At 73.7% G+C, this 23005-nt stretch carries 17 protein-coding genes, 2 pseudogenes and 1 riboswitch; of the genes and pseudogenes, 6 read left to right on the top strand and 13 right to left on the bottom strand.

Features of this window, described 5'->3' with window-relative positions:
- Nucleotides 1-129: 129 nt before the first annotated feature.
- Nucleotides 130-1362, bottom strand: a complete 1233-nt coding sequence (locus tag ACZ4MH_RS05830) for a cytochrome P450 (protein WP_351599427.1) — start codon at nt 1360-1362, stop codon at nt 130-132.
- 244 nt (nt 1363-1606) lie between these two features.
- Here ACZ4MH_RS05830 and ACZ4MH_RS05835 point away from each other — a divergent pair, with 244 nt between their 5' ends.
- Nucleotides 1607-2776: a steroid 3-ketoacyl-CoA thiolase gene (locus ACZ4MH_RS05835; protein ID WP_351599426.1), complete on the top strand. Its 1170-nt coding sequence runs from the start codon at nt 1607-1609 to the stop codon at nt 2774-2776.
- A gap of 130 nt (nt 2777-2906) precedes the next feature.
- Nucleotides 2907-3431, top strand: a complete 525-nt coding sequence (locus ACZ4MH_RS05840; RefSeq protein WP_351599425.1) for a DinB family protein — start codon at nt 2907-2909, stop codon at nt 3429-3431.
- 54 nt (nt 3432-3485) lie between these two features.
- Here ACZ4MH_RS05840 and ACZ4MH_RS05845 read toward each other — a convergent pair whose 3' ends face one another.
- The 7 genes from ACZ4MH_RS05845 to ACZ4MH_RS05875 form a co-directional block, all read right to left on the bottom strand.
- Nucleotides 3486-3842 carry an aggregation-promoting factor C-terminal-like domain-containing protein gene (locus ACZ4MH_RS05845; RefSeq protein WP_467754401.1) on the bottom strand — a complete coding sequence of 119 codons (357 nt, stop codon included), beginning with the start codon at nt 3840-3842 and terminating at the stop codon, nt 3486-3488.
- Between the two features lie 386 nt (nt 3843-4228).
- Nucleotides 4229-5077 carry an ECF transporter S component gene (locus tag ACZ4MH_RS05850; RefSeq protein WP_351602143.1) on the bottom strand — a complete coding sequence of 283 codons (849 nt, stop codon included), beginning with the start codon at nt 5075-5077 and terminating at the stop codon, nt 4229-4231.
- A complete protein-coding gene (locus tag ACZ4MH_RS05855) occupies nt 5074-6723 on the bottom strand; it encodes an ABC transporter ATP-binding protein (protein ID WP_351602147.1) in 1650 nt (549 codons plus the stop codon). Before ACZ4MH_RS05855 ends, ACZ4MH_RS05850 begins: the two co-directional genes overlap by 4 nt.
- Complete coding sequence (locus ACZ4MH_RS05860) at nt 6720-7883, bottom strand: energy-coupling factor transporter transmembrane component T (RefSeq protein WP_467754213.1); 1164 nt, start codon at nt 7881-7883, stop codon at nt 6720-6722. Before ACZ4MH_RS05860 ends, ACZ4MH_RS05855 begins: the two co-directional genes overlap by 4 nt.
- Complete coding sequence (locus ACZ4MH_RS05865; RefSeq protein ID WP_467754215.1) at nt 7880-8608, bottom strand: SCO2322 family protein; 729 nt, start codon at nt 8606-8608, stop codon at nt 7880-7882. Before ACZ4MH_RS05865 ends, ACZ4MH_RS05860 begins: the two co-directional genes overlap by 4 nt.
- Entirely contained in the window at nt 8605-9861 is a 1257-nt protein-coding gene (locus ACZ4MH_RS05870) for a prenyltransferase/squalene oxidase repeat-containing protein (protein ID WP_351600782.1), read from the bottom strand. The genes ACZ4MH_RS05865 and ACZ4MH_RS05870 overlap by 4 nt, the downstream gene beginning before the upstream one ends.
- Nucleotides 9862-10039: 178 nt before the next feature.
- A riboswitch (cobalamin riboswitch) is annotated at nt 10040-10179 on the bottom strand.
- An 82-nt stretch (nt 10180-10261) separates the two neighbouring features.
- Complete coding sequence (locus tag ACZ4MH_RS05875; RefSeq protein ID WP_351600779.1) at nt 10262-11299, bottom strand: MBL fold metallo-hydrolase; 1038 nt, start codon at nt 11297-11299, stop codon at nt 10262-10264.
- 129 nt (nt 11300-11428) lie between these two features.
- On the opposite strand from ACZ4MH_RS05875, the gene ACZ4MH_RS05880 reads away from it, so the two are divergent.
- The 4 genes from ACZ4MH_RS05880 (at nt 11429) to ACZ4MH_RS05895 (ending at nt 16053) form a co-directional block, all read left to right on the top strand.
- Nucleotides 11429-12880 (top strand): aldehyde dehydrogenase, encoded by a 1452-nt coding sequence (locus ACZ4MH_RS05880; protein WP_351600776.1) that lies wholly within the window; start codon nt 11429-11431, stop codon nt 12878-12880.
- A gap of 4 nt (nt 12881-12884) precedes the next feature.
- Complete coding sequence (locus ACZ4MH_RS05885) at nt 12885-13118, top strand: ferredoxin (RefSeq protein WP_351600773.1); 234 nt, start codon at nt 12885-12887, stop codon at nt 13116-13118.
- Nucleotides 13119-13282: 164 nt separating this feature from the next.
- On the top strand, nt 13283-15916 hold the full coding sequence (gene lanKC / locus ACZ4MH_RS05890) for a class III lanthionine synthetase LanKC (RefSeq protein WP_351600770.1): 2634 nt from the start codon (nt 13283-13285) through the stop codon (nt 15914-15916).
- 26 nt (nt 15917-15942) lie between these two features.
- The gene (locus ACZ4MH_RS05895) at nt 15943-16053 is read left to right on the top strand and encodes a SapB/AmfS family lanthipeptide (protein ID WP_351600767.1); all 111 of its coding nucleotides are present in this window, start codon (nt 15943-15945) and stop codon (nt 16051-16053) included.
- Nucleotides 16054-16474: 421 nt separating this feature from the next.
- Here ACZ4MH_RS05895 and ACZ4MH_RS05900 read toward each other — a convergent pair.
- The 5 genes and pseudogenes from ACZ4MH_RS05900 to ACZ4MH_RS05920 form a co-directional block, all read right to left on the bottom strand.
- Nucleotides 16475-17233 (bottom strand): annotated as a pseudogene (locus tag ACZ4MH_RS05900) (arylamine N-acetyltransferase family protein); the annotation flags it as partial.
- Between the two features lie 122 nt (nt 17234-17355).
- On the bottom strand, nt 17356-17841 hold the full coding sequence (locus tag ACZ4MH_RS05905; RefSeq protein ID WP_467754402.1) for an RrF2 family transcriptional regulator: 486 nt from the start codon (nt 17839-17841) through the stop codon (nt 17356-17358).
- Nucleotides 17842-18213: 372 nt separating this feature from the next.
- A pseudogene (locus ACZ4MH_RS05910) lies at nt 18214-21057 on the bottom strand (ComEC/Rec2 family competence protein); the annotation flags it as partial.
- Complete coding sequence (locus tag ACZ4MH_RS05915) at nt 21054-21809, bottom strand: ComEA family DNA-binding protein (protein ID WP_351593801.1); 756 nt, start codon at nt 21807-21809, stop codon at nt 21054-21056. The gene ACZ4MH_RS05915 and the pseudogene ACZ4MH_RS05910, both read right to left, overlap by 4 nt.
- A 342-nt stretch (nt 21810-22151) precedes the next feature.
- Nucleotides 22152-22997, bottom strand: coding sequence for a DegV family protein (locus ACZ4MH_RS05920; protein WP_351593798.1), 846 nt, complete (start codon nt 22995-22997; stop codon nt 22152-22154).
- Between the last annotated feature and the right edge of the window lie 8 nt (nt 22998-23005).

Raw genomic sequence — 23005 nt, forward strand, 5'->3', positions numbered from 1 at the left:
GTGTGCCGGGGGGGGTTGCTGGTGGTACGCGTTGGGTTTTTTCGACACAAGGGTGCTTCTTGTTAAGCAAGAAGATGGGGGTTGTGCCCGCCGTGTCCCTCCCCCCACCGCCCTTGTGGGGCACGGGAGTTACCCGTAGCTGACCCGCAGCTCCTTGACGCCGTTGAGCCATGCCGAGCGCAGCCGCCGCGGGGCGCCGGTCAGCGCGATGTCCGGCAGGGCGTCGGCGACGGCGCGGAAGATCAGGTCGATCTCCAGGACCGCGAGGGACTTGCCGAGGCAGAAGTGCGGCCCGCCGCCGCCGAAGCCCAGGTGCGGATTGGGGTCGCGGGTGATGTCGAAGACCTCGGGCCGGTCGAAGACCTCGGGGTCGTTGTTGGCCGACGCGTAGAAGATGCCGACCCGTTGTCCCTCCTTGATGCGCGCGCCGCCCAGCTCGGTGTCGCGGGTGGCGGTGCGCTGGAAGGAGACCACCGGGGTCGCCCAGCGCACGATCTCCTCGGCCGCGGTCGCCGGCCGCTCCCTCTTGTACAGCTCCCACTGCTCGGGGTGGGTGAGGAAGGCGTGCATGCCGTGCGTGATGGCGTTGCGGGTGGTCTCGTTGCCGGCCACGGCCAGCAGCAGCACGAAGAAGCCGAATTCGTCGCTGCCGAGATTGCCCTCGTCCTCCGCGGCCACCAGCCGGCTGACGATGTCCTGTGCCGGACACTCCTTGCGCGCCGCCGCCAGGTTCATCGCGTACGAGATGAGCTCCATCGCCGCGTTGGTGCCGACCTCCTCGGTGATCGCCAGCTCGGGATCGTCGTACGCGATCATCTTGTTCGACCAGTCGAAGATGCGGGCCCGGTCCTCCTGGGGGATGCCGATCAGCTCGGCGATGGCCTGGAGCGGTAGCTCGCAGGCGATGTCGGTGACGAAGTCGCCGCGGCCGTTCTTCTTCGCCTCCGCGACGATCCGGGCGGCGCGCTCGCGCAGCGCGTCCTCCAGGGCGCGGATGGACCGGGGCGTGAAGCCGCGCTGGACGATCTGCCGTACCCGGGTGTGCTCGGGCGGGTCCATGTTCAGCATGATCAGCTTCTGGACGTCGATCTGGTCGCGGGTCATCGACTCGTTGAAGCGGATGATCGAGGTGTTGCGGTTCGCGGAGAAGACGTCGGGCCTGGTGGAGACCTCCTTGACGTCCGCGTGCCGGGTCACCACCCAGTAGCCGTCGTCCTCGAAGCCCGCGATGTTGTGCGGCTGGGCGTTCCACCACACGGGCGCGGTCCGGCGCAGCCGGGCGAACTCGGGGAGGGGCACGCGTTCCTGGTAGACGTCGGGATCGGTGAAGTCGAACCCGTCGGGCAGCGCGGGACAAGGCATCGGCGACTCCAGGTCCGGGTTGTTTCCGGCTCGCCCGCTCGTCCTGACGAGCCATCAGAATCTGCCGCGAAGGTAGTAACGAGTTCTACAAGTGGCAAGGCTCACGCGGGAAATGCTTGCGGGTGCGGCCGACGCGGCACTCTTGCGCGGGCGCGTGTGGCTCGTGAGACTGGGCGCAGAACTAGAACGCGTACTAGTTCTGCCCGGGTGCCGGGCCGCCCGGACAGCCAGGAGAGGACGAGTCATGGCCGCTGAACCCGTCATCGTCGAAGCCGTCCGCACGCCGATCGGCAAGCGCGGGGGCGCGCTCGCCAATCTCCATCCCGCCTACCTACTGGGCGAGACGTACCGCGAACTCCTGGCGAGAACGGCGATACAGCCGGACTGCGTCGAGCAGATCGTCGGCGGGACGGTCACCCACGCCGGCGAGCAGTCCATGAATCCGGCCCGCAACGCCTGGCTGGCCGTGGGCCTGCCGTACGAGACCGCCGCGACCACCGTGGACTGCCAGTGCGGCTCCTCGCAGCAGGCCAACCACATGGTCGCCAACATGATCGCGGCCGGCGTCATCGACGTGGGCATCGGCTGCGGCGTCGAGGCGATGTCCCGCGTCCCCCTGGGCAGCGGCTCCAAGCACGGCCCCGGCAAGCCCTTCCCGGACGAGTGGCATATCGACCTGCCCAACCAGTTCGAGGCGGCCGAGCGCATCGCCCGTAAGCGCGGCCTGACCCGGGAGAACGTCGACGCGCTCGGGCTGATCTCCCAGGAGCGGGCCGCGCAGGCATGGGCCGAGGGGCGCTTCAAACGCGAGACGTACGCGGTCCAGGTGCCCACCACGGAGGCGGAGCAGGCGGCCGGGCAGGGCATGTGGCGGCTGGTCGACCACGACGAGGGGCTGCGCGACACGAGCATGGAGGCGCTCGGCTCGCTCAAGCCGGTCATGCCGACCGCCGTCCACACGGCGGGCAACTCCTCGCAGATCTCCGACGGGGCCGCCGCCGTGATGTGGGCGTCCAAGCGGATGGCCCGGGCGCTCAAGCTGAAGCCCCGGGCGCGCATCGTCGCCCAGGCGCTGGTCGGCGCGGACCCGCACTTCCACCTGGACGGACCGGTCGACGCGACCCGGGCCGTCCTGGGCAAGGCCGGCATGTCCCTCAAGGACATCGACGTCGTCGAGATCAACGAGGCGTTCGCGTCCGTCGTCCTGTCCTGGGCGCAGGTCTTCGAGCAGGACCTGGAGAAGGTGAACGTCAACGGCGGCGCCATCGCCCTCGGCCATCCGGTGGGCGCGACCGGGGCCCGCCTCATCACCACCGCGCTGCACGAACTGGAGCGCGCCGACAAGGAATTCGCGCTGATCACGATGTGCGCGGGCGGGGCGCTGGCGACGGGGACGATCATCCAGCGACTGTGACGGGGGCCGCGCTCGCGGCCCGACGGCCATTGTCAGTGGCGCCTGTCACACTCCTGCCATGACGACAGAACCGACGGAACCGACAGACCCGGCGGGCCCGACAGGACCACCGAAGATCCCTGCTGACAACATGCCACCGGTCTGGGCGGGGCCGGACGAGCGCCCGGCCCCGCCCCTCGTCGGCGACGAGCGCGAGATCCTCACCTCGTTCCTGGACTGGCACCGCAGGACCTTCGAGCTGAAGTGCGCAGGGGTGCCGCCCGAGCGCCTCTCCGAGAAGGGCGTCCCGCCGTCCGGGCTGAGCCTGCACGGCCTGGTCCGCCACCTCGCAGGCGTGGAGCACTGGTGGTTCCGCGTGCAGTTCGCGGGCGAGCGGGACGACTTCCCGTACTACTCCGACGACGACCCCGACCAGGACTTCGAGATGCTGGAGGGGGACGTCGAAGAAGAGCTCGCGTTCTGGCGCGCCGAGTGCGCGCACTCCCGCAAGCTCGTCGCCGCCGCGCCCTCCCTGGACGTCACGGGCACCCATGCGGCCAGCGGGCAGCCGGTCTCGCTCCGCCGCATCCTGGTGCACCTGATCGCCGAGTACGCCCGGCACAACGGCCACGCGGACCTCCTCCGTGAACGCCTCGACGGCGCGACCGGGGTCTAGGACCCGGGCACGCCGTCGGGGGACAGATGGTGAGGGGGAGGAGCCGCCCCTGGCTCAGTACCAGTTGTGGGACTGCCAGAAGGTCCAGGCGCCGCAGGGGCTGCCGTAGCGGTCGTTCATGTAGTTCAGGCCCCACTTGACCTGGGTGGCGGGGTTGGTCTTCCAGTCCGCGCCGGCCGAGGACATCTTCGAGCCGGGCAGCGCCTGGACGAGGCCGTAAGCGCCGGAGGAGGCGTTGGTGGCCTGGGGGTTCCAGCCGCTCTCGCGCTCCACGATGTTGCTGAAGCACTGGAACTGCCGCGCGTCCGGGATCTGCTGGTGCGCCGCGGCCTGGGCCTCGCTCGCGCCGGCCCGCTCGGCGGCCTGTGCGGGGGTCGCGGCGAAGGCGGCCGCGGCGGCGCCGAGCGCCACGGCACCGACGGCGGCGGCGCCCGCGGCCCGCTGACGGGTGACGAGACGGGGAGCGGTACGGCCGGTGGTGCGGCCGGTGGCCGAGGACACGGGGGACAGCACGGAGGAAGGACCTTCCGACGGAGACAAGGGGGGAGGCCGCCGAGGGCGAGACGAGTCGCGGGGGCGAGCCGAGTCGCCGGGGCGCGGTGAGGTTTGCGGACCCGGCGACCACTTCACCGTGGGAGGTGGCTCGGGGTTCCCGCAAGCACCGCCGGTACGTAAGGGCTTCGTAGCAGGCCCCGGGAACGGCGGCCGGAGCCGGGCGAGGGCCCGCGCCGGTTCCTCCTATCGGGCCTCGTATGTGACCAAGGTCCCTGTGCGGGGCTTCACAGGAGGGCTGCGCTCTAGGGCGCGTCTCTCGGGGCGGCGGGCACCGGTGCGTCGAAGGAGACCGGTGCGTCGAAGGCCGCGCGGCGGGTGGCGCGGCGGAGGGCCTTCAGGACGGAGGGGCCGACGGTGAGGGTGAGGACGATCGTGACCAGGGCGCGGGGGAGGTCCCAGCCGAGGGAGGTGGCCAGGCAGTAGGTGACGAAGCGGGCGAGGTTGTCGGGGAGCGGGTCGCCGGGGACGAAGGAGACGCCGGAGGCGAGGCCCGCGATGTACGGCCAGCCCTGGAGGTTCATGACCAGCCCGTACAGGAGGGAGGAGAGCGTGCCGTAGACCGCCAGCAGCAGCATCTCGCGGCGGCCGCGGAGCCGGTCGGGCCCCGGGAGCAGGCCCGCGCCCATCGACACCCAGCCCATCGACAGCATCTGGAACGGCATCCAGGGGCCGACACCGCCGGTGAGGAGGGCGGAGGCGAACATCGAGACCGCGCCGAGCACGAAGCCGAAGCCCGGCCCGAGCACCCGCCCGGACAGCACCATCAGGAAGAACATCGGCTCGATGCCGGCCGTGCCGGCGCCGAGCGGGCGCAGCGCCGCGCCCGCGGCCGCGAGCACGCCCAGCATGGCGATGGCCTTGGCGTCCAGGCCGACGTCCGCGATGGTCGCCACGACCACGGCGAGGAGGAGGGGGAGCAGGGCGGCGAACAGCCAGGGGGCGTCCTTGGAGTGCGCGAGGCCGGACGCGGAGTCCGCCAGCAGCGGCCAGCCGAAGGCCAGCACGCCGACGGCCGAGACCAGTACGAGCGCGGCCACCGACCGCGGCCCGAGCCGCACCGCCCGTACCCTCCTGTCCGTCCGTGGGCTCATGCCGTGTGCTCCAGCTCGGCCAGGGCGTGCGTGACCTGGGGCACGGTGAGCCAGGGAAGCGGCGCGAGGACCTTGGCGACCTGCGGGGCGAAGGACGGGGAGGCGACCACGACCTCGGCGGTCGGGCCGTCCGCGACGATCTCGCCGTCGGCGAGGATGACGACGCGGTGGGCGAGTTCAGCGGCCAGTTCGACGTCGTGGGTGGCGAGGACGATCGCGTGGCCCTCGGCGGCGAGGCCGCGCAACACCGCCACCAGGCGGGCCTTGGCCGCGTAGTCCAGGCCGCGGGTCGGCTCGTCGAGGAGGAGCAGCGGCGGCCGCGCGGTGAGGACCACGGCGAGCGCGAGCGCGAGGCGCTGGCCCTCGGAGAGGTCGCGCGGGTGGGTGCCGTCCGGGACGTCCGGCAGCAGCCGGGTGACCAGCGCCCGGCAGCTGCCCGGTGCCGCGCCCGCGTCGGCGTCCGCCGCCGCGCACTCGGCGCCGACGGTGTCCGCGTACAGCAGGTCGCGCGGCTCCTGCGGTACCAGGCCGACCCGGCGCAGCAGGTCGCGCGGCCCGGTGCGGTGCGGCACCGCGCCGCCCACGCGTACCGATCCGGCGGCCGACTCGTGCATCCCGACGAGCGTGTTCAGGAGCGTGGACTTGCCCGCGCCGTTGCGGCCCATCAGGGCGACGGTCTCGCCGGGGCGTACGGCCAGGTCGACGCGGTGCAGCGCGTCGATGCGGCCGCGGCGCACGGACAGCCCGGCGGCCTCGGCGACCGGCGGGGCGCCCTCGGCGACCGGCGGGACGGACGGCGCACCGGCCGCCTCGGGGGATGCCGGTGACCGTCCCGCCAGCCGCTCGCGCAGCGCGCCGGCCTTGCGGCGTGCGTCCCGTACGGTCAGCGGCAGCGGCGACCAGCCGGCCGCCCGGCCGAGGGCGACGACCGGCGGGTGGACCGGGGAGACCGCCATGATCTCCGCGGGCTCGCCGATGACCGGCGCGGCGCCGGGCGCGGGCAGCAGGATGACCCGGTCCGCGTACTGGACGACGCGCTCCAGCCGGTGTTCGGCCAGCAGGACCGTCGTGCCGAGGTCGTGGACCAGGCGCTGGAGGACCGCCAGTACCTCTTCGGCGGCGGCCGGGTCCAGCGCCGAGGTCGGCTCGTCCAGCACCAGCACCTTGGGATGCGTGGTGAGGACGGACCCGATCGCGACGCGCTGTTGCTGGCCGCCGGAGAGGGTGGAGATGGCCCGGTCGCGGAGGCCGGCGAGGCCGAGGAGGTCGAGGGTCTCCTCGACGCGGCGGCGCATCACGTCGGGCGCGAGGCCGAGCGATTCCATGCCGTACGCCAGCTCGTCCTCGACGGTGTCGGTGACGAAGTGGGACAGCGGGTCCTGGCCCACCGTGCCGACCACGTCGGCCAGTTCGCGCGGCCGGTGGGTGCGGGTGTCGCGGCCGTCGACGGTGACCCTGCCGTGCAGGGTGCCGCCGGTGAAGTGCGGTACGAGGCCGGAGACGGCGTTCAGCACGGTCGACTTGCCGACACCGGACGGGCCGACCAGCAGGCAGAGTTCGCCCTCGGGGACGGTCAGGTCGACCCCTTGGACGGCGGGCGCGCCCGCGTCCCCGTAGGTGACCGACACCTGCTCGAACCGGATCACGTCGTCTTCTCCTTCGGGTTCTTCGTACGCCGCTCGTCGGGTGGTACCGGGGCGACGAACGCCGGCACCAGCCCGACCAGCACCGAGAGCGCGGGCCAGAGGGGGAGCTCCGGGGCCGTCAGCGGTACGGCCGGCGGGTGCAGGGCGGCGGGCGCGTACGAGCCCGCCCAGATCATCAGCGCGGCCACCGCCGCGCCGGAGCCCGCGACCAGCCAGGCGCGCGGGCCCCAGCGGTCGGGCCGGTAGCGGGTGCGGACCGAGCGGCGGCCGCCCAGCCACAGCCCGGCGAGCGCGGCGGCGAGCCCGGCGGCCAGCACCGGAAGTCCGTAACCGGCGCCCTGGGCCGCGAGCAGTCCGTACGTGCCGGCGCAGATGCCGAGGAGGCCGCCGAGCGTGAGGGCCGTGGTGGTGTGCCGGACGGCGCGCGCCACCTGCGCGGTACGCCCGTACCCGCGGGCGTCCATCGCCGCCGCGAGCGCCACCGAACGCTCCAACGCGCCCTCCAGCACCGGCAGTCCGACCTGGAGCAGTGCCTTGACACCGCGGTCGGGGCGGCCGCGCAGCCGGCGCGCCGCGCGCAGCCGCTGGACGTCGGCGACCAGGTTCGGGGCGAAGGTCATCGCCACGACGACGGCCACGCCCGCTTCGTAGAGCGCGCCGGGCAGGGACTTCAGCAGGCGGGCCGGGTTGGCGAGCGCGTTGGCGGCGCCCACGCAGATCAGCAGCGTGGCCAGCTTCAGCCCGTCGTACAGCGCGAAGAGCATCCCCTCGGCGGTGACCCGGCCGCCGATCCGCACGCCGCGCGCCCAGTCGGGCAGCGGCACTTCGGGGAGCGTGACCAGGAGGTGCGTACCGGGGACGGGCGAGCCGAGTACGAAGGCGAAGACCAGCCGGATGGCGAGCACGACCAGGCCGAGCTTGACGAACGCGCCGTAGGACCGGGCCCAGGGCGCGTCGGAGCGGCGGGCCGCGACCACGTATCCGGCGACGCCGATGAGCAGGCCGAGGAGCAGCGGGTTGGTGGTGCGGGACGCGGCCGTCGCCAGGCCCAGCGCCCACAGCCACCACGCGCCGGCGTGCAGCGCACGCCCCCGCGTGGCGAGGGGAGCACGCAGCCGGGCGGGGGCGCGCAGCCGGGCGGGGGCTCGGGTGCCGGTCATCCGCGCCGGCGCCGGGCCTGCCACACCGCGGCGGCGCCGAGGACGGCAACCGCGGCGATGCCGCCCATCAGGCCGGCGGAGGGCCCACCGGCACCGGTGTGCTCGCCGGAGCCGGACGCACCGGAGCCGGACGCGCCACCATCGGGCGCCGCGGACCCGGTGGACCCGGTGGACTCGCCGGAGCCCTTCGACGACCCGCCCGCCTGCTCGGCGCAGCCCTTTTCCGGATAACCGGCTATCGCGCACAGCAGCGCACTGGAGTCGTACCGCAGCGGCGCCGCGACCGCGGCCAGCGCGTCGCCCGCGCTCGCGTCCTCGGGGACCCGCGCGCACTCCGTACGGGCCGCGGGCGGGTTCTCGCCCTTCGGGGCGTCGGCCGCCGTGCCGAAGTCGAGGACGACGGCGACCCGCTTGCGGCCGTCCGCCGCCTTCGTGCCGCCGCAGACCGCGTCGAAGTCGGCGGCCGCGCGCGGCTTCGTGGCGCGCGCGGAGTCGGCGCTGACGGTGAAGCGGAAGCCGGCCACGCCGCCGTCTGCGGGGCGGGCCGTCGAGGGCCCCTCGGTGGCGTACGTCCAGCCACCGCCCCCGTGGGCCGCCGCGTCCGCCGTCCAGAAGGACCAGTAGCGGTACTCCTCGGCGTGCGCGGGCGCGGCGGCCAGGCCCGTGGCCGTGCCGGCCAGGGCCAGGGCGCCGATGCCGCGTGCGATACGGACGGCGCTGCTCACAGCTGGTTCTGCTTCCGGCGGCCGCTCACCAGGAAGCCGATGCCGGCGCCCGCCGCCAGGCCGACGACCACGACCCACCACACGGAGATGCCGCCCTCGTCCTGCTTCTGGTCCTTGCCGTCCTGCCGGGCCGAGGCGGCCGCCGGCTTCGGGCCGGTCGCGTTGAGCTTCGTCACCAGGTCCGTGCCGCCGAAGTCGTGCGGGTCGCCGCCGGTGGCGTGCGTGGCGAGGATCAGCTGCGCGTACGCGGCCGGGCCGCTCTGCTTCGCCCAGGCCGCCGAGTGCCCGCGCAGCCAGCCCAGCGACCGCTTCGCCTCGTCGGCACGCCCCGCGGCGGCCAGCGCGACGACGGCGTCGGCGGTGTTGCCGACGTCCGGCTGCGCCTCGGCGCCGGGCATCGCGGACATCAGGTGGTGGCCGTGCGCGTCCAGGACGGAGACGAGGTGGGCCGCGCCGTCGGCGGCGGCCGCGTGCGGGTCCTTCGCGGCGTCCTCGCAGGACGCCGGCTTCGCGGCGTCCGCACCCGGCTCGACGACGAAGCCCTTCCCCAGCGCCCCCAGTACCGCGGCGGCCGTCGCGTCCTCATTGGCGGCGAGCTTCCCGTCCTTGGCCTGGAAGGCGAACGCGCCGCGGTCCTTCTTCTTCGCGTCGCAGCCGAGCCGGAAGGCGAGCAGCCCGTCGTACGGCGACGTGCCGCCCTTCTTGGCCGTCACCGACTCGGGCTTCGTGCCCGTGGCGGCCAGCGCGCCGATCACCACCGAAGTGGAGTTGGCGTCGCTCGGGGCGCCGGCGGCCGAGCCCCAGCCGCCGTCGTCGTTCTGGGCGGACTTCAGCCAGGAGACGCCCTTGCGCACCGCGTCCGCATGCCCGCCGACCGCGGCCAGCGCCTGCACGGCGGCGGCCGTCTGGTTGGTGTCCCGCATCGTCTTCGCGTCGCAGCCCTGCTTCGGGTCGGCGCGGTACGCGGTGAACGCGCCGTCGGCGCACTGCTGCCCGGCGAGCCAGTCCACCGCCGAGTCCGCCGGGCGCACGCCCGCGGTGTCCTGCGCCAGCAGCGCCAGCGACTGCCGCCAGACGCCGTCGTACTTCGGGTCCGTGCTGCCGTACAGGCCCTTCGGGAGCTTGGGGGACGCGGCGGGCGCGGGGTCGGCGGCGAACGCGGCGGGGGCAGCGGCCGCGCACAGCACGGCGGCGGCCAGGGCCGCGGCGCAGCGGCGCGCCGGGGCGGCGAGGGAGCGGGCCGTGATGGCCATGGGGTCGGTGCCTCTCGGTCGGTTCGCGGGGTGCGCGAGGTGGGAGGTCACGCAGCCGTACTCCGCCGCACCACGTCGCGCGCGGCGCGCGGGCGCGGTGGCACCGGGCTCAGCTCCGTATACCTCGACGGTGCCGCGCGCCGGACGGCCGATGAAGGGCGGCCGTACGGTACGCGGGAGCCTTGGGCGTGCCCCGCCGGGCGTTCCGGCTCGCTCCGGCGCACGGATGCGCGCCAGGGCTCACGGCTGCGGGTCAGCGCCGGTTTTCCACCGGCTTCCCCCGGTCGGGCACGAATGAACTTGTCCGGACCACTTTAACCGGCGGGTAGCGGCCGGTCTCCGGCACGTGCAGAAGGGCTGCGTGGCCGCCCGGGCCCACCGCCTCCGGCAGCCGCGTGCCTCACACCGCCCGGTACGTCACCGGTTCCGAGCCCGGCACCGGCTCGGCCAGCCCCGCCTTCACCAGGCGCCGCAGGTGCGCCTCGGCCTCGGAGACGGCGATGGTGCGCGAGCCGTACGGGATCTCCTCCCACGGGCGGTTCCACGTCATGGTCTCGGCGAGCTGCCAGGGCGTGAGCGGGGCGGCGAGCAGGGCGCGCAGGCCGCCGAGCCGTTCCTCGTGGTGCGCGACGAGCTCCGCCGCCCGCTCGGCGGCGCCGGTGAAGGCGTGCTGGTGGGCCGGGAGGACCTCGGCGACGCCGAGCCGCGCGATCCGCTCCAGGGAGTCCAGATAGTCGCCGAGGGGATCGGTGACCGTCGCGTCGTCCGGGTCCTCGTACAGGCCGACGTGCGGCGTGATGCCCGGCAGCAGGTGGTCGCCGGAGAAGAGCCGGCCGTGCCCGGGGCGCGCCGCCGGGTGCGCCTCCTCCAGGTGGAGGCAGACGTGGCCCGGTGTGTGGCCCGGCGTCCAGACCGCGCGCAGCCGCCGCCCCGCGAGGTCCAGCAGCTCGCCGGGGACGATCTCGCGGTCCGGGAGCGCGGGACGCTGGTCCGGGAGCCCGCGCGTGCGCCCCTCGGCGCGGGCCGCGTAGAGCGGCGCGAGGTGGTCCTCGGGCGCGCCAGCCGAGGCCAGTTTCGCGATGACGTACGTCAGCCACGTGCCCGGCTCGGCCTCACGGGTGCGGCGGACGACCTCCGTGTCGGCCGCGTGCATCGCGATCCACGCGCCGGACGCCTCCCTGACCCGCGCCGACAGACCGTGGTGATCCGGGTGGTGGTGAGTGACCAGGACGCCGTGCAGATCGGCCACGTCGGTGCCGCAGGCGGTGAGCCCGGCGGCGAGGGCGTCCCAGGAGTCCGGGTCGTCCCAGCCGGTGTCGATCAGCACCGGGCCGCGGTCCGTCTCCAGTACATGGACGAGGGTGTGCCCGAGCGGGTTGTCCGGTATGGGCACGGCGATGCTCCACACCCCGCCCCGGTGGTCGATCACGTGCGGCATGTCCTGCCCCTCCCGGCCCGCACGCCGTCGCGTGCCTCACCGTTGCCCACTATAGCTAGAACTGGTATCAGTTCTGATGCAGCGTCAGATTTACGTCACGTATCGCGGTGACCGCGGGAGGCGGAGTCGATGGCCGATCTGATCGAGCACGGACAGCTCTACATAGGCGGCGAGTGGGTCGATCCCGCAGGGCGGGACACCATCGAGGTCGTCTCCCCGCACACCGAGCAGGTCATCGGCCGGGTGCCGCACGCCTCCCGGGCCGACGTGGACCGCGCCGTCACGGCGGCCCGCGCGTCCTTCGACTCCGGCGTCTGGGCGGACACCCCGCTCGCCGACCGGATCGCGGTGATCACGCGGATCAAGGACGCGTTCGCCGTGCGGAGCGAGGAGTTCGCGCGGCTCATCAGCGCGCAGAACGGCACCCCGTACACCGCGGGCGTCATGGTGCAGTCGCTCGCCGCGATGCTGGCCTGGGACGCGGCGATCACGGTCGCCCGCGACTTCGCCTACGAGGAGCGGCGGCAGGGCCTCCTCGGGCCGCTGCTGATCCGCCGCGAGCCGGTCGGGGTGGTCGCGGCCGTGGTGCCGTGGAACGTCCCGCAGTTCACCGCCGCCGCCAAGCTCGCGCCCGCGCTGCTGGCCGGGTGCTCGGCGGTGCTGAAGGTGTCGCCGGAGACGCCGCTGGACGCGTATCTGCTCGCGGAGATCGCGGCCGAGGCCGGGCTGCCCGAGGGTGTGCTGTCCATCCTCCCGGCCGACCGGGAGGTCAGCGAGTACCTGGTCGGGCACCCGGGCGTGGACAAGGTGTCCTTCACCGGGTCGGTCGCGGCCGGCAAACGCGTCATGGAGGTGGCCGCGCGCCGGCTCACCCGCGTGACACTGGAGTTGGGCGGCAAGTCGGCCGCGGTGATCCTGCCGGACGCGGACCTGGACGCGGCGGTCGCCGGGATCACCCCCTTCGCCTGGATGCTCAACGGGCAGGCGTGTGTGGCCCAGACCCGCATCCTCGCGCCGCGCTCCCACTACGAGGAGATCGCCGAGCGGTTCGCCGCAGCGGCCACCGCCCTGAAGGTCGGCGATCCGCTGGACGCGGCCACCGAGGTCGGCCCGCTGGTCGCCGAGCGGCAGCGGCGCCGGTCGCTGGAGTACATCGCGGCCGGGCAGCAGGAGGGCGCCAAGGTGCTGGCCGGCGGCGGCCGCCCGGCGGACCAGGCCACCGGCTGGTACGTCGAGCCCACCCTCTTCGGCGAGGTCACGCCCGGTATGCGGATCGCCCGCGAGGAGATCTTCGGCCCGGTGATCTGCCTGCTGCCGTACGAGGACGAGGACGAGGCGGTACGGATCGCGAACGACTCCGACTACGGGCTCTCCGGATCGGTGTGGACGGCGGACACCGAGCGCGGCATCGAGGTGGCGCGCCGGGTGCGCACCGGCACGTACTCCGTGAACACCTTCAGCCTGGACATGCTCGGGCCGTTCGGCGGCTACAAGAACAGCGGCATCGGGCGGGAGTTCGGCCCCGAGGGGTACGGCGCGTATCTGGAGCACAAGATGATCCACCTCCCGGCGGGGGAGTGAGCGCATGGGCGACCGCTGGCAGGTGGAGGTGGACCGCGGGGTCTGCATCGGCTCGGGGCTGTGCGCGAGCATGGCGCCCGGGGACTTCCGGCTGGACTCCGCGCGGCAGTCGCACCCGGTGGCGGGCGAGACGGACGCCCGTGAGGCCGTGCTGTCGGCCGCCGAGGGATGTCCGGTCGAGGCGATCCTGATTACGGAGGCGGACTCCGGGGAATCAGTCTTCCCGCCGGAGGAGTAGCGCCGCCCCGTACGCCCCGCCCGCCCCGTCGAACGGATGAGCGAGCCCCTGGTCCGTACTTAGAGTTACCTGTGCGTTCCTCACGGTGATCTCATGACATCTGTGACTGTCCGTCCCTCCCGTTGCGTGGAAATCTCTATTCCACGCCGCCGAGGGGGGAGACGATGGATAAGCGGTACGAGGTGTACTGCCTGGCTGACAGGTATTTCTATGAAACCCCGGACCGTTTGTCCGTCGGGGAAAGTGCCGCAGCTGACGACAGTGCGGTCTACGAAGCGGCGCAACGCGCGGTCCCCGAAGGGTGGCGCTGTTTCCTCTCCGGGGACTGGCTCCACGTCAATCCCGTGGACAGCGAGGGGAACCCGCGTCCGGGCAGGCCGAAGCAGGGGTGGAAGATACATGTGTCGGCCTGCCCGGACAATGCGGAGAAGATAGCGTCCAAGGTCTGGGACTACTGCGTCGCCAGGTCCATTCCGTTCAAATTCGTGCCGGGCCCGCGCCCGCTGCACCTGCGGAATTCCAAGTACGCCGACCGGGCCGCCAGCGGCAAATTCGCCACCATTTACCCGCTGGACGAAGCGGAATGCCACCGCGTTCTGGAGGAGCTGGGCTCGCTGCTGGACGGCGAGCCGGGCCCCTACATCCTGAGCGACCTGCGGTGGAACGACGGACCGCTGTACGTGCGGTACGGCGGCTTCGCCCGGCGGTACTGCGTCGACGGCACGGGCGCGCTCGTGCCCGCCATCGAGAACGCCGAAGGACGGCTGGTCCCGGACCGCCGCGAGCCCGCCTTCCGGCCGCCGGAGTGGGTGCCGCTGCCCGGCTTCCTGGCCCCGCAGCTCGCGGCCCGCAACGCCACGACCGTCGCCGACCTGCCGTACGCCATCGAGTCGGCGCTGCACTTCTCCAACGGGGGCGGCGTCTACGCCGGCCGGGACCGGAGCACCGGTGAGAGGGTGGTCCTGAAGGAGGCGAGGCCGCACGCCGGCCTCGCCGCCGACCTCGCCGACGCGGTCACCCGCCTGGAGCGCGAACGCGCCGCGCTGGAGCGGCTGTCGGGCCTCGGCGTGGCCCCCGAGGTGCGCGACTGGCTCACCGTCGGCGACCACCGCTTCCTGGTCCTGGAGCACATCCCGGGCAAGCCGCTGAACTCCTTCTTCGCCGAGCGCCACCCGCTGCTCACCGCCGACCCCGACCCGGAGGCGCTCACCTCGTACACCGAGTGGGCGCTGGGCATGTACAACGCCGTCGAGCAGGCCGTCGCCGCGGTGCACCGCCGCGGCCTGGTCCACAACGACCTGCACATGTTCAACGTCATGGTCGCGCCCGACGAACAGAGCGTCACGCTGCTGGACTTCGAGGCCGCCGCCGGCAGCGGCGAAGGGACCCGGCAGTCCCTCGCGCACCCCGGCTTCCTCGCCCCGCGCGAGCGCACCGGCTACGACGTCGACCGGTACGCGCTGGCCTGCCTGCGCCTCGCGCTCTTCCTGCCGATGACCACGCTGCTGACCATCGAGCGGGAGAAGGCGGCGGACCTCGCCGAGATCGTCGTCCGCGAATTCCCCGGCGTGCCGGCCGGTTTCCTGGAGGAGGCCGTGCGGACGATCTGCGCGCACCGGCCCGCCAGGCCGCGCATCCGGCGCCCCGCGCAGGCCCGCCACCTCGTCGCGGTCGACACCCGCGAACCGTACGTCTGCGACCCGGCCGACTGGCCGCGCAGCCGCGAGTCCATGGTCCGGGGCATCCTCGCCTCGGCCACGCCCGAGCGCACGGACCGCCTGTTCCCCGGCGACATCGCCCAGTTCGCCGACGGCGGCGGACTCGGCATCGCCCACGGGGCGGCCGGTGTCCTGTACGCGCTCCACGAGACGGGTGCCGAGGGGTTCGAGGAGGGCGAGGAGTGGTTACTGCGGCAGACCGCTCCGCCTCCCCTCGGCACCCCCCTCGGGTGCTACGACGGACTCGCCGGCGTCGCCTACGTACTGGACCGGCTCGGCCACCGCGAACGGGCCGACGAGCTGATCGAGCGGGTGCTCGCCGAGAAGTGGTACCGCCTCGCGCCCGACCTGTACGGCGGGCTGGCCGGCATCGGCCTCACCCTGGACCACCTGGCGCGCCGACGCGGCGAACGCGAGCTGCGCGACCGGGCGCTGGAGGCGGCGGGACACGCCGCCGACCGGCTGGAGAGCTGCGCGAACCGGGCCGGACTGCTGCGCGGCGCGAGCGGCCCCGCGCTGCTCTTCCTGCGGCTGTACGAGGGCACCGGCGACCCCGGGCTGCTCGATCTCGCCGCGCAGGCGCTGCGCAGCGACCTCGCCCGGTGCGTGCGCAACGAACGCGGCACCCTGCTGGTCGACGAGGGCTGGCGCACCATGCCGTACCTCGGCGCGGGCTCGGCGGGCATCGCGATGGTGCTCGACGACTATCTGACGCACCGCGCCGACGCGGAGTTCGAGGAGGCCAGGGCCGCGATCCTGCCGGCCACCCAGGCCCGCTTCTACGCGCAGCCCGGCCTCTTCAGGGGCCGCGCCGGCATGGTGCTGCACCTGGCCCGCACGACGACCCCCGACCCCGACGTCGAGGCCGCGCTCGCCGCACAGATCGCCGACCTGAGCTGGTACGCCATGCCCTACCGCGGCGAACTGGCCTTCCCCGGCGACCAGATGATGCGGCTCTCCATGGACCTGTCCACGGGCACGGCCGGCTGCCTGCTGGCCCTGGGCTCGGCCCTGCACGAGGACCCCGTACAGCTGCCGTTCCTCCCGCCGCTGCCGGCGCCGGACGGGCTGCGGCACTGAAACCGACCAACGGAAGGACGTGCCACGTGGCACTGCTCGATCTGCAGATGCTGGAGGCCCCGGAGCACGGGAGCGGCGAGGACAGTACCGACAGCTTGCTGGACTGCGACAGCACCCTGAGCCTCCTCATCTGCTAGCGCGTCATCCCCGCGGTGGCCCGGCTCCGTCCGGCCCGCCGCCCCTGATCAGGTTCGTTCCGGTACGCGTCGACCGCGGACCGGGAGGTGATACAGGCCGACCGCGGTACGGGAGGTGACCGTGCCCGGCCCGGATCGTGAGGTCCGATCCGGTCCGGACACGGCACACCGCCCGCACCGTCCGGCCTGCTCCGGTGGCCGACGCCGGGACGAACCGGTGCGCGTGCGGCTCCTGGGGGAGCCAAACACGCCCCCCCCCCCCCACCCCCCCTCTTTTCCTTTCCAGGGAGATTCCACCCCCCCCCCCCCCCCCCCCCCCTCCCCCCCTCTCCCCCCCCCCTCCCCCCCCCCCCCCCCCCCCCCCCCCCTCCCCCCCCCCCGCGGCCGGGGCGCTCGACGCGCTCGGGGCGGCGCTCGGGGCGCTCGGAGCGCGGTCGAGGGTGATGCCGAAGTGCGTACGGTAGGCCGCGAGCACCTCCGCCTCGGGGATCTCGCGCTCCGTCCGGCCCCCGTCGGGCGCGGTGATCACGAGCGTCCGGCCGGAGAGCGTGATCCGGCCGCCGTCATCGGTGAGCCGCGAACAGACCAGCGACTGCGTGAAGTGCGACTTCGGAGACGTGGTCTGCCACCAGCAGCCCGCCTCGAAGTCGGCGAGCACGCGCGGCCGCAGTTCGAGGCGGTACTGCGGTGCCCCGTCCCGCAGCACGTCGAGATCGCCCTCGGCCGTTTCCACGACCCGGAAGACCCCGCCCGGCTCGGCCTGCTCCTCGGCCGTGTCCAACCGCAGCGGATAGTGACTGTGCCGCCCGAACCCGACGTCGGCCAGCAACGGCCCATCGGGCGTACGAACACGCACGGCCGCGTGGTCGTACGGGATGCCCAGCCGCCCGTCCTCCCCGTAGACCCGCCCGGACAGCAGCTCGGCGTCGTACCCGAGCGCCGTCAGCAGGAACGCGAACGAGCCGTTGAGTTCATAGCAGAACCCGCCACGGCGGTCCCGTACGACCTTGTCCAGCAACGCCTGCTCGGTAAGGACGATCTCCTCCCCGAGATGGACGGAAAGGTTCTCGAACGGAACCGTACGCAGATGCTGAAGGTGCAACGTCCGCAACGCGGCGACATCGGACACGGCGGGCCGCCCAACACCGATCCGCCCGAGGTAGGCGTCAACGGCGTCAATTGCCCCGCCGTACGCACCACCGGAGCCACGATCACCACGCTCACAGCCCGTACGACCCTCGCGATCACTGCCCTCGGGCTCGCGGCCCTCGCGGTCACTGCCCGCGGAGTTCGCGGTGGCCATCAGCTCCCCGTCCTCTCCATCGCGAACCACCGGCGCGTACGGTCCGCCGACGTGGCCGGGGCCGCGGCGAGCACGTCGGCGAGGGTCTGCGCGGCCAGCTCGCGGCGCCAGGCCAGCTCGGCTCGGCGCATGGCCGTAGCGATGCCGCACGGCCCCCTGAAGTCGCGCCCCGCCCCCTCGGCGCCCGCGCCCTGCTGCCGGATCTCCATACAGCGGAACGCCTCCTCCGGCCCCTCGATCGCGGTGACCACGTCCATCAGCGTGATCGCCTCCGGCGGCCGGGCGAGCCGGAAACCACCGCGGGCACCCGGCGTCGAGCTGAGGATTCCGGCCCGTACGAGCGCCTGGAGCCGCTTGTTGAGGTACGCGGCCGGCAGGTCGAAGAAGGCGGCCAGCCTCGCCGTGGACACCGGCCGCTCGTCCCCGAGCCAGGCCAGCGTCACGCAACAGTGCAGCCCCCACTCGACGCCTTCACTCATCCTCATATTCTGGAGTTTACAGATCCGGGTTCCACCGGCCCTCCCCTCTCCTCCGTCTCCACAGGCTCCACCGCCCGGTACCGACGGCTGAACCTCTGCTGAAGGCTTGCCGAAGCGTGCTCGCCCACGACGACGGCTCCCTGGATTGCGGCCATCACCCCAAGAGCAAGCAGCGCATGCTGGTACTGCACAAACGCGTGCCCTGCGCCGACGACCGGAGCCTGTCGGCCTCCGTATGCCGTCCCTGACAGCTGCCCGCCTGCGCCCCGGACGCCTGCGAGCCGGGCTCCTGCCGCCCGGGTTTCTGCGGGCCGGGCTTCTGCGGACCGGCTGCCGTCGTCGGCCGTTGCTGGTGGCCGCTGCGAGCCCGGTGGTGGCGCTGCCCGTCACGGCGATCGCGCCATCGGTGTCCGTACGCAGCACCCTCGCCCCCTGTACGCGCAGCGCGGCGACCGTGCTGGGAGCGGGGTGTCCGTACGGATTCCCGGCACCGCAGCTGATCAGGGCGAGCCGCGGCGCCAGCGCGCGGAGGAGCGCCGGGTCCTGGTAGGCGGAGCCGTGGTGGGCGACCTTGAGGACGTCGATCGCCCGCAGGCCGGGGTGGGCGGCCAACAGTTCCTGCTGAGCGGGCGGTTCGAGGTCGCCGAGGAGGAGGACGGTCAGCCCTGCCGTATGTACGAGGAGGGTGACGCTGGCGTTGTTGGGGCCCTCGGGCATCGGTCCGGTGGAGGGAACAGGGGGCGACGGACCGATCGCCGTGCGTGCGGCCGGGCCGGAAGCCGGGAGCTGGGGCGGCCACGGTGTCGGTTGCGGGGGCCAGAGGACTTCCCAGGACACCGGACCCGTACGGCGTCGCTCGCCCGGCGCCGCCCGGACCACCGGTACCTCATGGGCGGCCGCCTCCTTGCGTACGAACGCCGCCTGGTCCGGCGGATCGTCGCGCGTCGTGGTCTCCAGCGCGCCGACGCTGCGGCCCCGGAGCGCGCCGGGAAGGCCGTCCACATGATCGGCGTGGAAATGGGTCAGGACGAGGAGCGGGATGCGGCGTACGCCCAGTTCCTGCAGGCAGCGGTCCATGGCACGCGGGTCGGGTCCGGTGTCCACGACCAGCGCGCTGCCGGGGCCGGTGGCCACTACGAGGCCGTCTCCCTGGCCGACGTCGCACACGGCCAGCCGCCAGCCGGGCGGCGGCCAGCCGGTGATGATCCGGGTCAGGGGCACGGGCCGGACGACGAGAACGACCAGCAACAGGGCGCAGACGACGCACAACCAGCGGTACCGCAGCACGGCCCGGGCGACCGGTACCAGGGCGGCGACGGCCGCGGCCAGCAGGAGACCCCCTGACCAGCCGCCGGGCCAGCCGAACTCGGCGCCGGGCAGCGCGGCTCCCGTCCGGGCGATGGCCGCGATCCACTCGGCCGGCCACCCCGCGCACCAGGCGAACGCGATGGCGAGCGGCGGGAGGAGAGGCGCGGTGGCCAGGGCCGCGAACCCGAGCACGGTCGCGGGGGCCACGGCCAGCTCCGCGAGCAGGTTGCAGGGGATGGCCACCAGGCCGACGCGGGCGGCGAGCACCGCGATGACCGGCGCACACACGGCCTGCGCGGCGGCGGCCGCGGCGATCACCTCGGCGAGCCGGGGCGGCACGCGCCGCCGCTGGAGGGCGGCGCTCCAGCGCGGGGTGAGCGTGAGCAGCGCCCCGGTGGCCAGTACGGAGAGCAGGAAGCCGTAACTACGGGCCAGCCAGGGGTCGTAGAGGACCAGCAGCAGAACGGCGGCGGCGAGCGCGGGGAGCAGCGTACGGCAGCGGCCCGAACCGATGGCCAGCAGCGTGATCAGGCCGCAGGCGGCGGCGCGCAGCACGCTGGGGTCGGGGCGGCACACGACGACGAAGGCGATCGCGACCGCGCCGCCGATCACCGCCGTGGTCCGCAGGGACAGGCCCAGGCGGGGCGCGATGCCCCGGCGTTCGGCACGTACGGCGAGGTGCGGTGGGCCGATGAGCAGGGCCAGCACGATGGTGAGGTTGCTGCCGGAGACGGCGAGCAGGTGCGTCAGGTCGGTGGCCCGGAAGGCGTCGTCGAGCTCGGGCGTCAGGCGGGAGGTGTCGCCGACGACGAGCCCGGGCAGCAGCGCGCGGGCGTCGGGCCGCAGCCCGTCGGACGCCTCGCGCAGCCCTTCCCGGAGGGAGCCCGCGAGCCGCTGGAGAGGGGTGGGGCCACCGACGCGCCGCGGCGACGCATCGGCCGCATCTGCCGCTACGCGCAGTACGGCGGCCATACGGCCGGTGGGCGGCAGCGGGGGTGCGAACCGCGCTTCGACCCGGATGCGCGTGGAAGGGAGCAGCGCCCGCCAGGGGCCGGTGGCGGCATTGTCGGAGGCTTGCGCGGTCGAGGGGGCGCGCTCTCGCTCGTCCTGCCCGTCTCCTGCACCGGGCGTGCGCTCCGGCTGCGGCCGGTACAGGCGCTGGTGCTGGTGCTGGTGCTGGTGCTGGTGCTGGTGTTGGTGCTGGGGAACGATGACCAGGACGGGGGTGCGGAGGGCGGTCACCGTACCGTCCGGCGCGGTGATGCGGCGTACATCGGCGGCGAACACGACGGCGGCCGGCATACGTTGTGCGCCGCGCACCCGCTGCCGGGCGACGTGCGGGTCCTCGGTCACCTCCAACTCGACGGTGGCCTGCGCGTACTGATGCGCCAGCCGGGGCACCGGTCCGCGCCGCAGGTCCGCTCCCTGGAGCGCCGCCGAGGCCGCACCGCCCACCGCGCACAGCAGCACAGCGGCCGCCGCGACGAGCGTCCCCGCCTCCCATGCCGTACGCCGTCGGCGCCACCCGCCGCGGGGAAGACCGATGCGGGGGTGCGGGCCAGGGTCAAGGTCAGGGTCAGCGGAGGCCGCTGGTCCGGCCGTGCGGCGGCGTACGGCCCGGAGGACAGCGAGGCCGGCCAGCACCAAGGCGGCGGCACAGGACAGGAGCAGCGGGCGTACGGGGGCGTCCAGGGCCAGCGCCGCGGCTCCCCAGGCGGCGAGCGCGGGCGCAACCAGCCGCAGATCGGCCGGTCCCTCTCCCTGCGGAGTCTGCGCCTGCTGGGCGCCAGGCCCTGCCGACGACTGTGATGCGCCAGGCATCGGCCGCGAGTCGGCCCGCCCTCCCTCGGCGTCGCTCGTCGACTGCACAACAGCCGAGCCGTACGAGGAGGCCGGAGCGTGTGGGGTGGTCATGGCTGCACCAGAGGGCGCAAGTCGGCGAAGCGGCGATCGCCGATTCCGTTCACTTGCTGCAACTGGTCGACCGAGGAAAAGCCGCCGTGCTGGGTGCGGAAGTCGATGATGTGCTGGGCGAGGACGGGCCCGACGCCCGGGAGGGTGTCGAGTTGGTCGGCGGTGGCGGAGTTCAGGCTGATCGGACCGGCCGGGGCGCCACCGGCCGCTGCGGAGCCTCCCGCGGTACCCCCGCCACCTGCGGTACCCGTCGCACCGGCAGCGGCGCCGCCTGATGCCGCAAGGGCGGCGGCCGGAGCGCCGACGACGACCTGCTCGCCGTCCGCCAGGAGGCGGGCGCGGTTCAGCGTGCGGGTGTTCGTCCCGGGCAGCACCCCGCCCGCGGCCCGCAGTGCATCGGCGACGCGGGCGCCCGGAGCGAGGCGGTGGATGCCGGGGTGGCGCACCTTGCCCGCGACGTCCACGACGATGCGGCGGTCCGAGGCGCCGGACATCGCACCGGCTGCGGCGCCACTCGGGCCGGAGAGTCCGGCCGGCCCCGTCCGCTCGGCCGCGGTGGGGCCGCTGCCCGCTGCGGCCGCAGAGGCGTGCTGTGCGGTCGGCGCCCGTACGGTCTGGGGCCGCGCGGTCCAGAAATGGTGGACCGCGAAGGCCACGGCGATCAGCAGCACGACGGCGAGCGCGCCGAGCGCCTTCGGGTCCGTGCCGCACCGCAGTTGGATCCACAACGGCAGTCGTTCCTGCAGCGCCACCCGCCAACGCGCCGACGACAACGGGCCGGTACCCCATGAAGCAGAAGAATCAGATGGACCTAATGGATCAGGTGGACCATGCGGATCAGGTGGATGCGACGGTGGCCGGCCGGTGTGGGAAGCAGAGGAAGAGGCAGCGGAATAGGCGGAGTTGCGAGATCGCGGAGTCATGTCGACGACGCTAGAGCGATTTCGCGAATCCCGCCGATCACCACCAAATTCCGTGGATAACCGCCGTGTTGTGGATATCCCGGCCACCCGGACGAGGGAATCAGCGCGGCGACAACGCCGTCACGGCGACCTCTGCACCACCGTCCCCACCACCCCCACCGCCCTACCGCCCTACCGCGGCGACAGCACAACCCCCAGCAGCCCCGGCCCCGTGTGCGCGCCGATCACCGCGCCCACCTCGCTGACGTGCAGGTCCATCAGGCCCGGCACGCGGGCGCGGAGGCGATCGGCCAGGGCGTCGGCGCGCTCCGTCGCCGCCAGGTGATGCACCGCGACATCGACCGGGTCCGTGCCCGCCCGCTCCGCGACGATCTCTTCCAGGCGCGCGATGGCCTTGGAGGCCGTACGGACCTTTTCCCGCAGTTCGATGCGTCCGTCGGCGAGTTGGAGCAGGGGCTTGACCGCGAGCGCGGAGCCCAGCAGGGCCTGTGCCGCGCCGATCCGGCCGCCGCGGCGCAGATACTCCAGGGTGTCGACGTAGAAGTACGCGGAGGTGCCCTCGGCGCGCTTCTCGGCCGCGGCCACCGCCTCGTCGACGTCCCCGCCGGCCTGTGCGACCTCCGCGGCCGCGAGGGCGCAGAAGCCCAGCGCCATCGCGACCATGCCGGTGTCCACCACCCGCACGGGGACCGGTGCCTCCTTGGCCGCCAGTACGGCCGCGTCGTACGTCCCGGAGAACTCCGAGGAGAGATGGAGCGAGACGATGCCGTCGGCGCCCGCGGCCGCGACCTCGCGGTAGGTCTCGGCGAACGCCTCGGGAGCGGGCCGGGAGGTGGTGACGTACTTGCGTTTCTGCAGCGCCTGGGCGACCGACCTGGCCGAGATCTCCGTTCCCTCTTCCAGGGCCTCGTCGCCGAGGACCACGGTCAGCGGCACCGCCGTGATGCCGTGGCGCTCCAGCGCCGCCCGCGGCAGGTAGGCCGTTGAATCGGTGACGATCGCGACATGGCGGGACATGACTGGGA

The organism is Streptomyces sp. NPDC026301 (genome assembly GCF_055567935.1).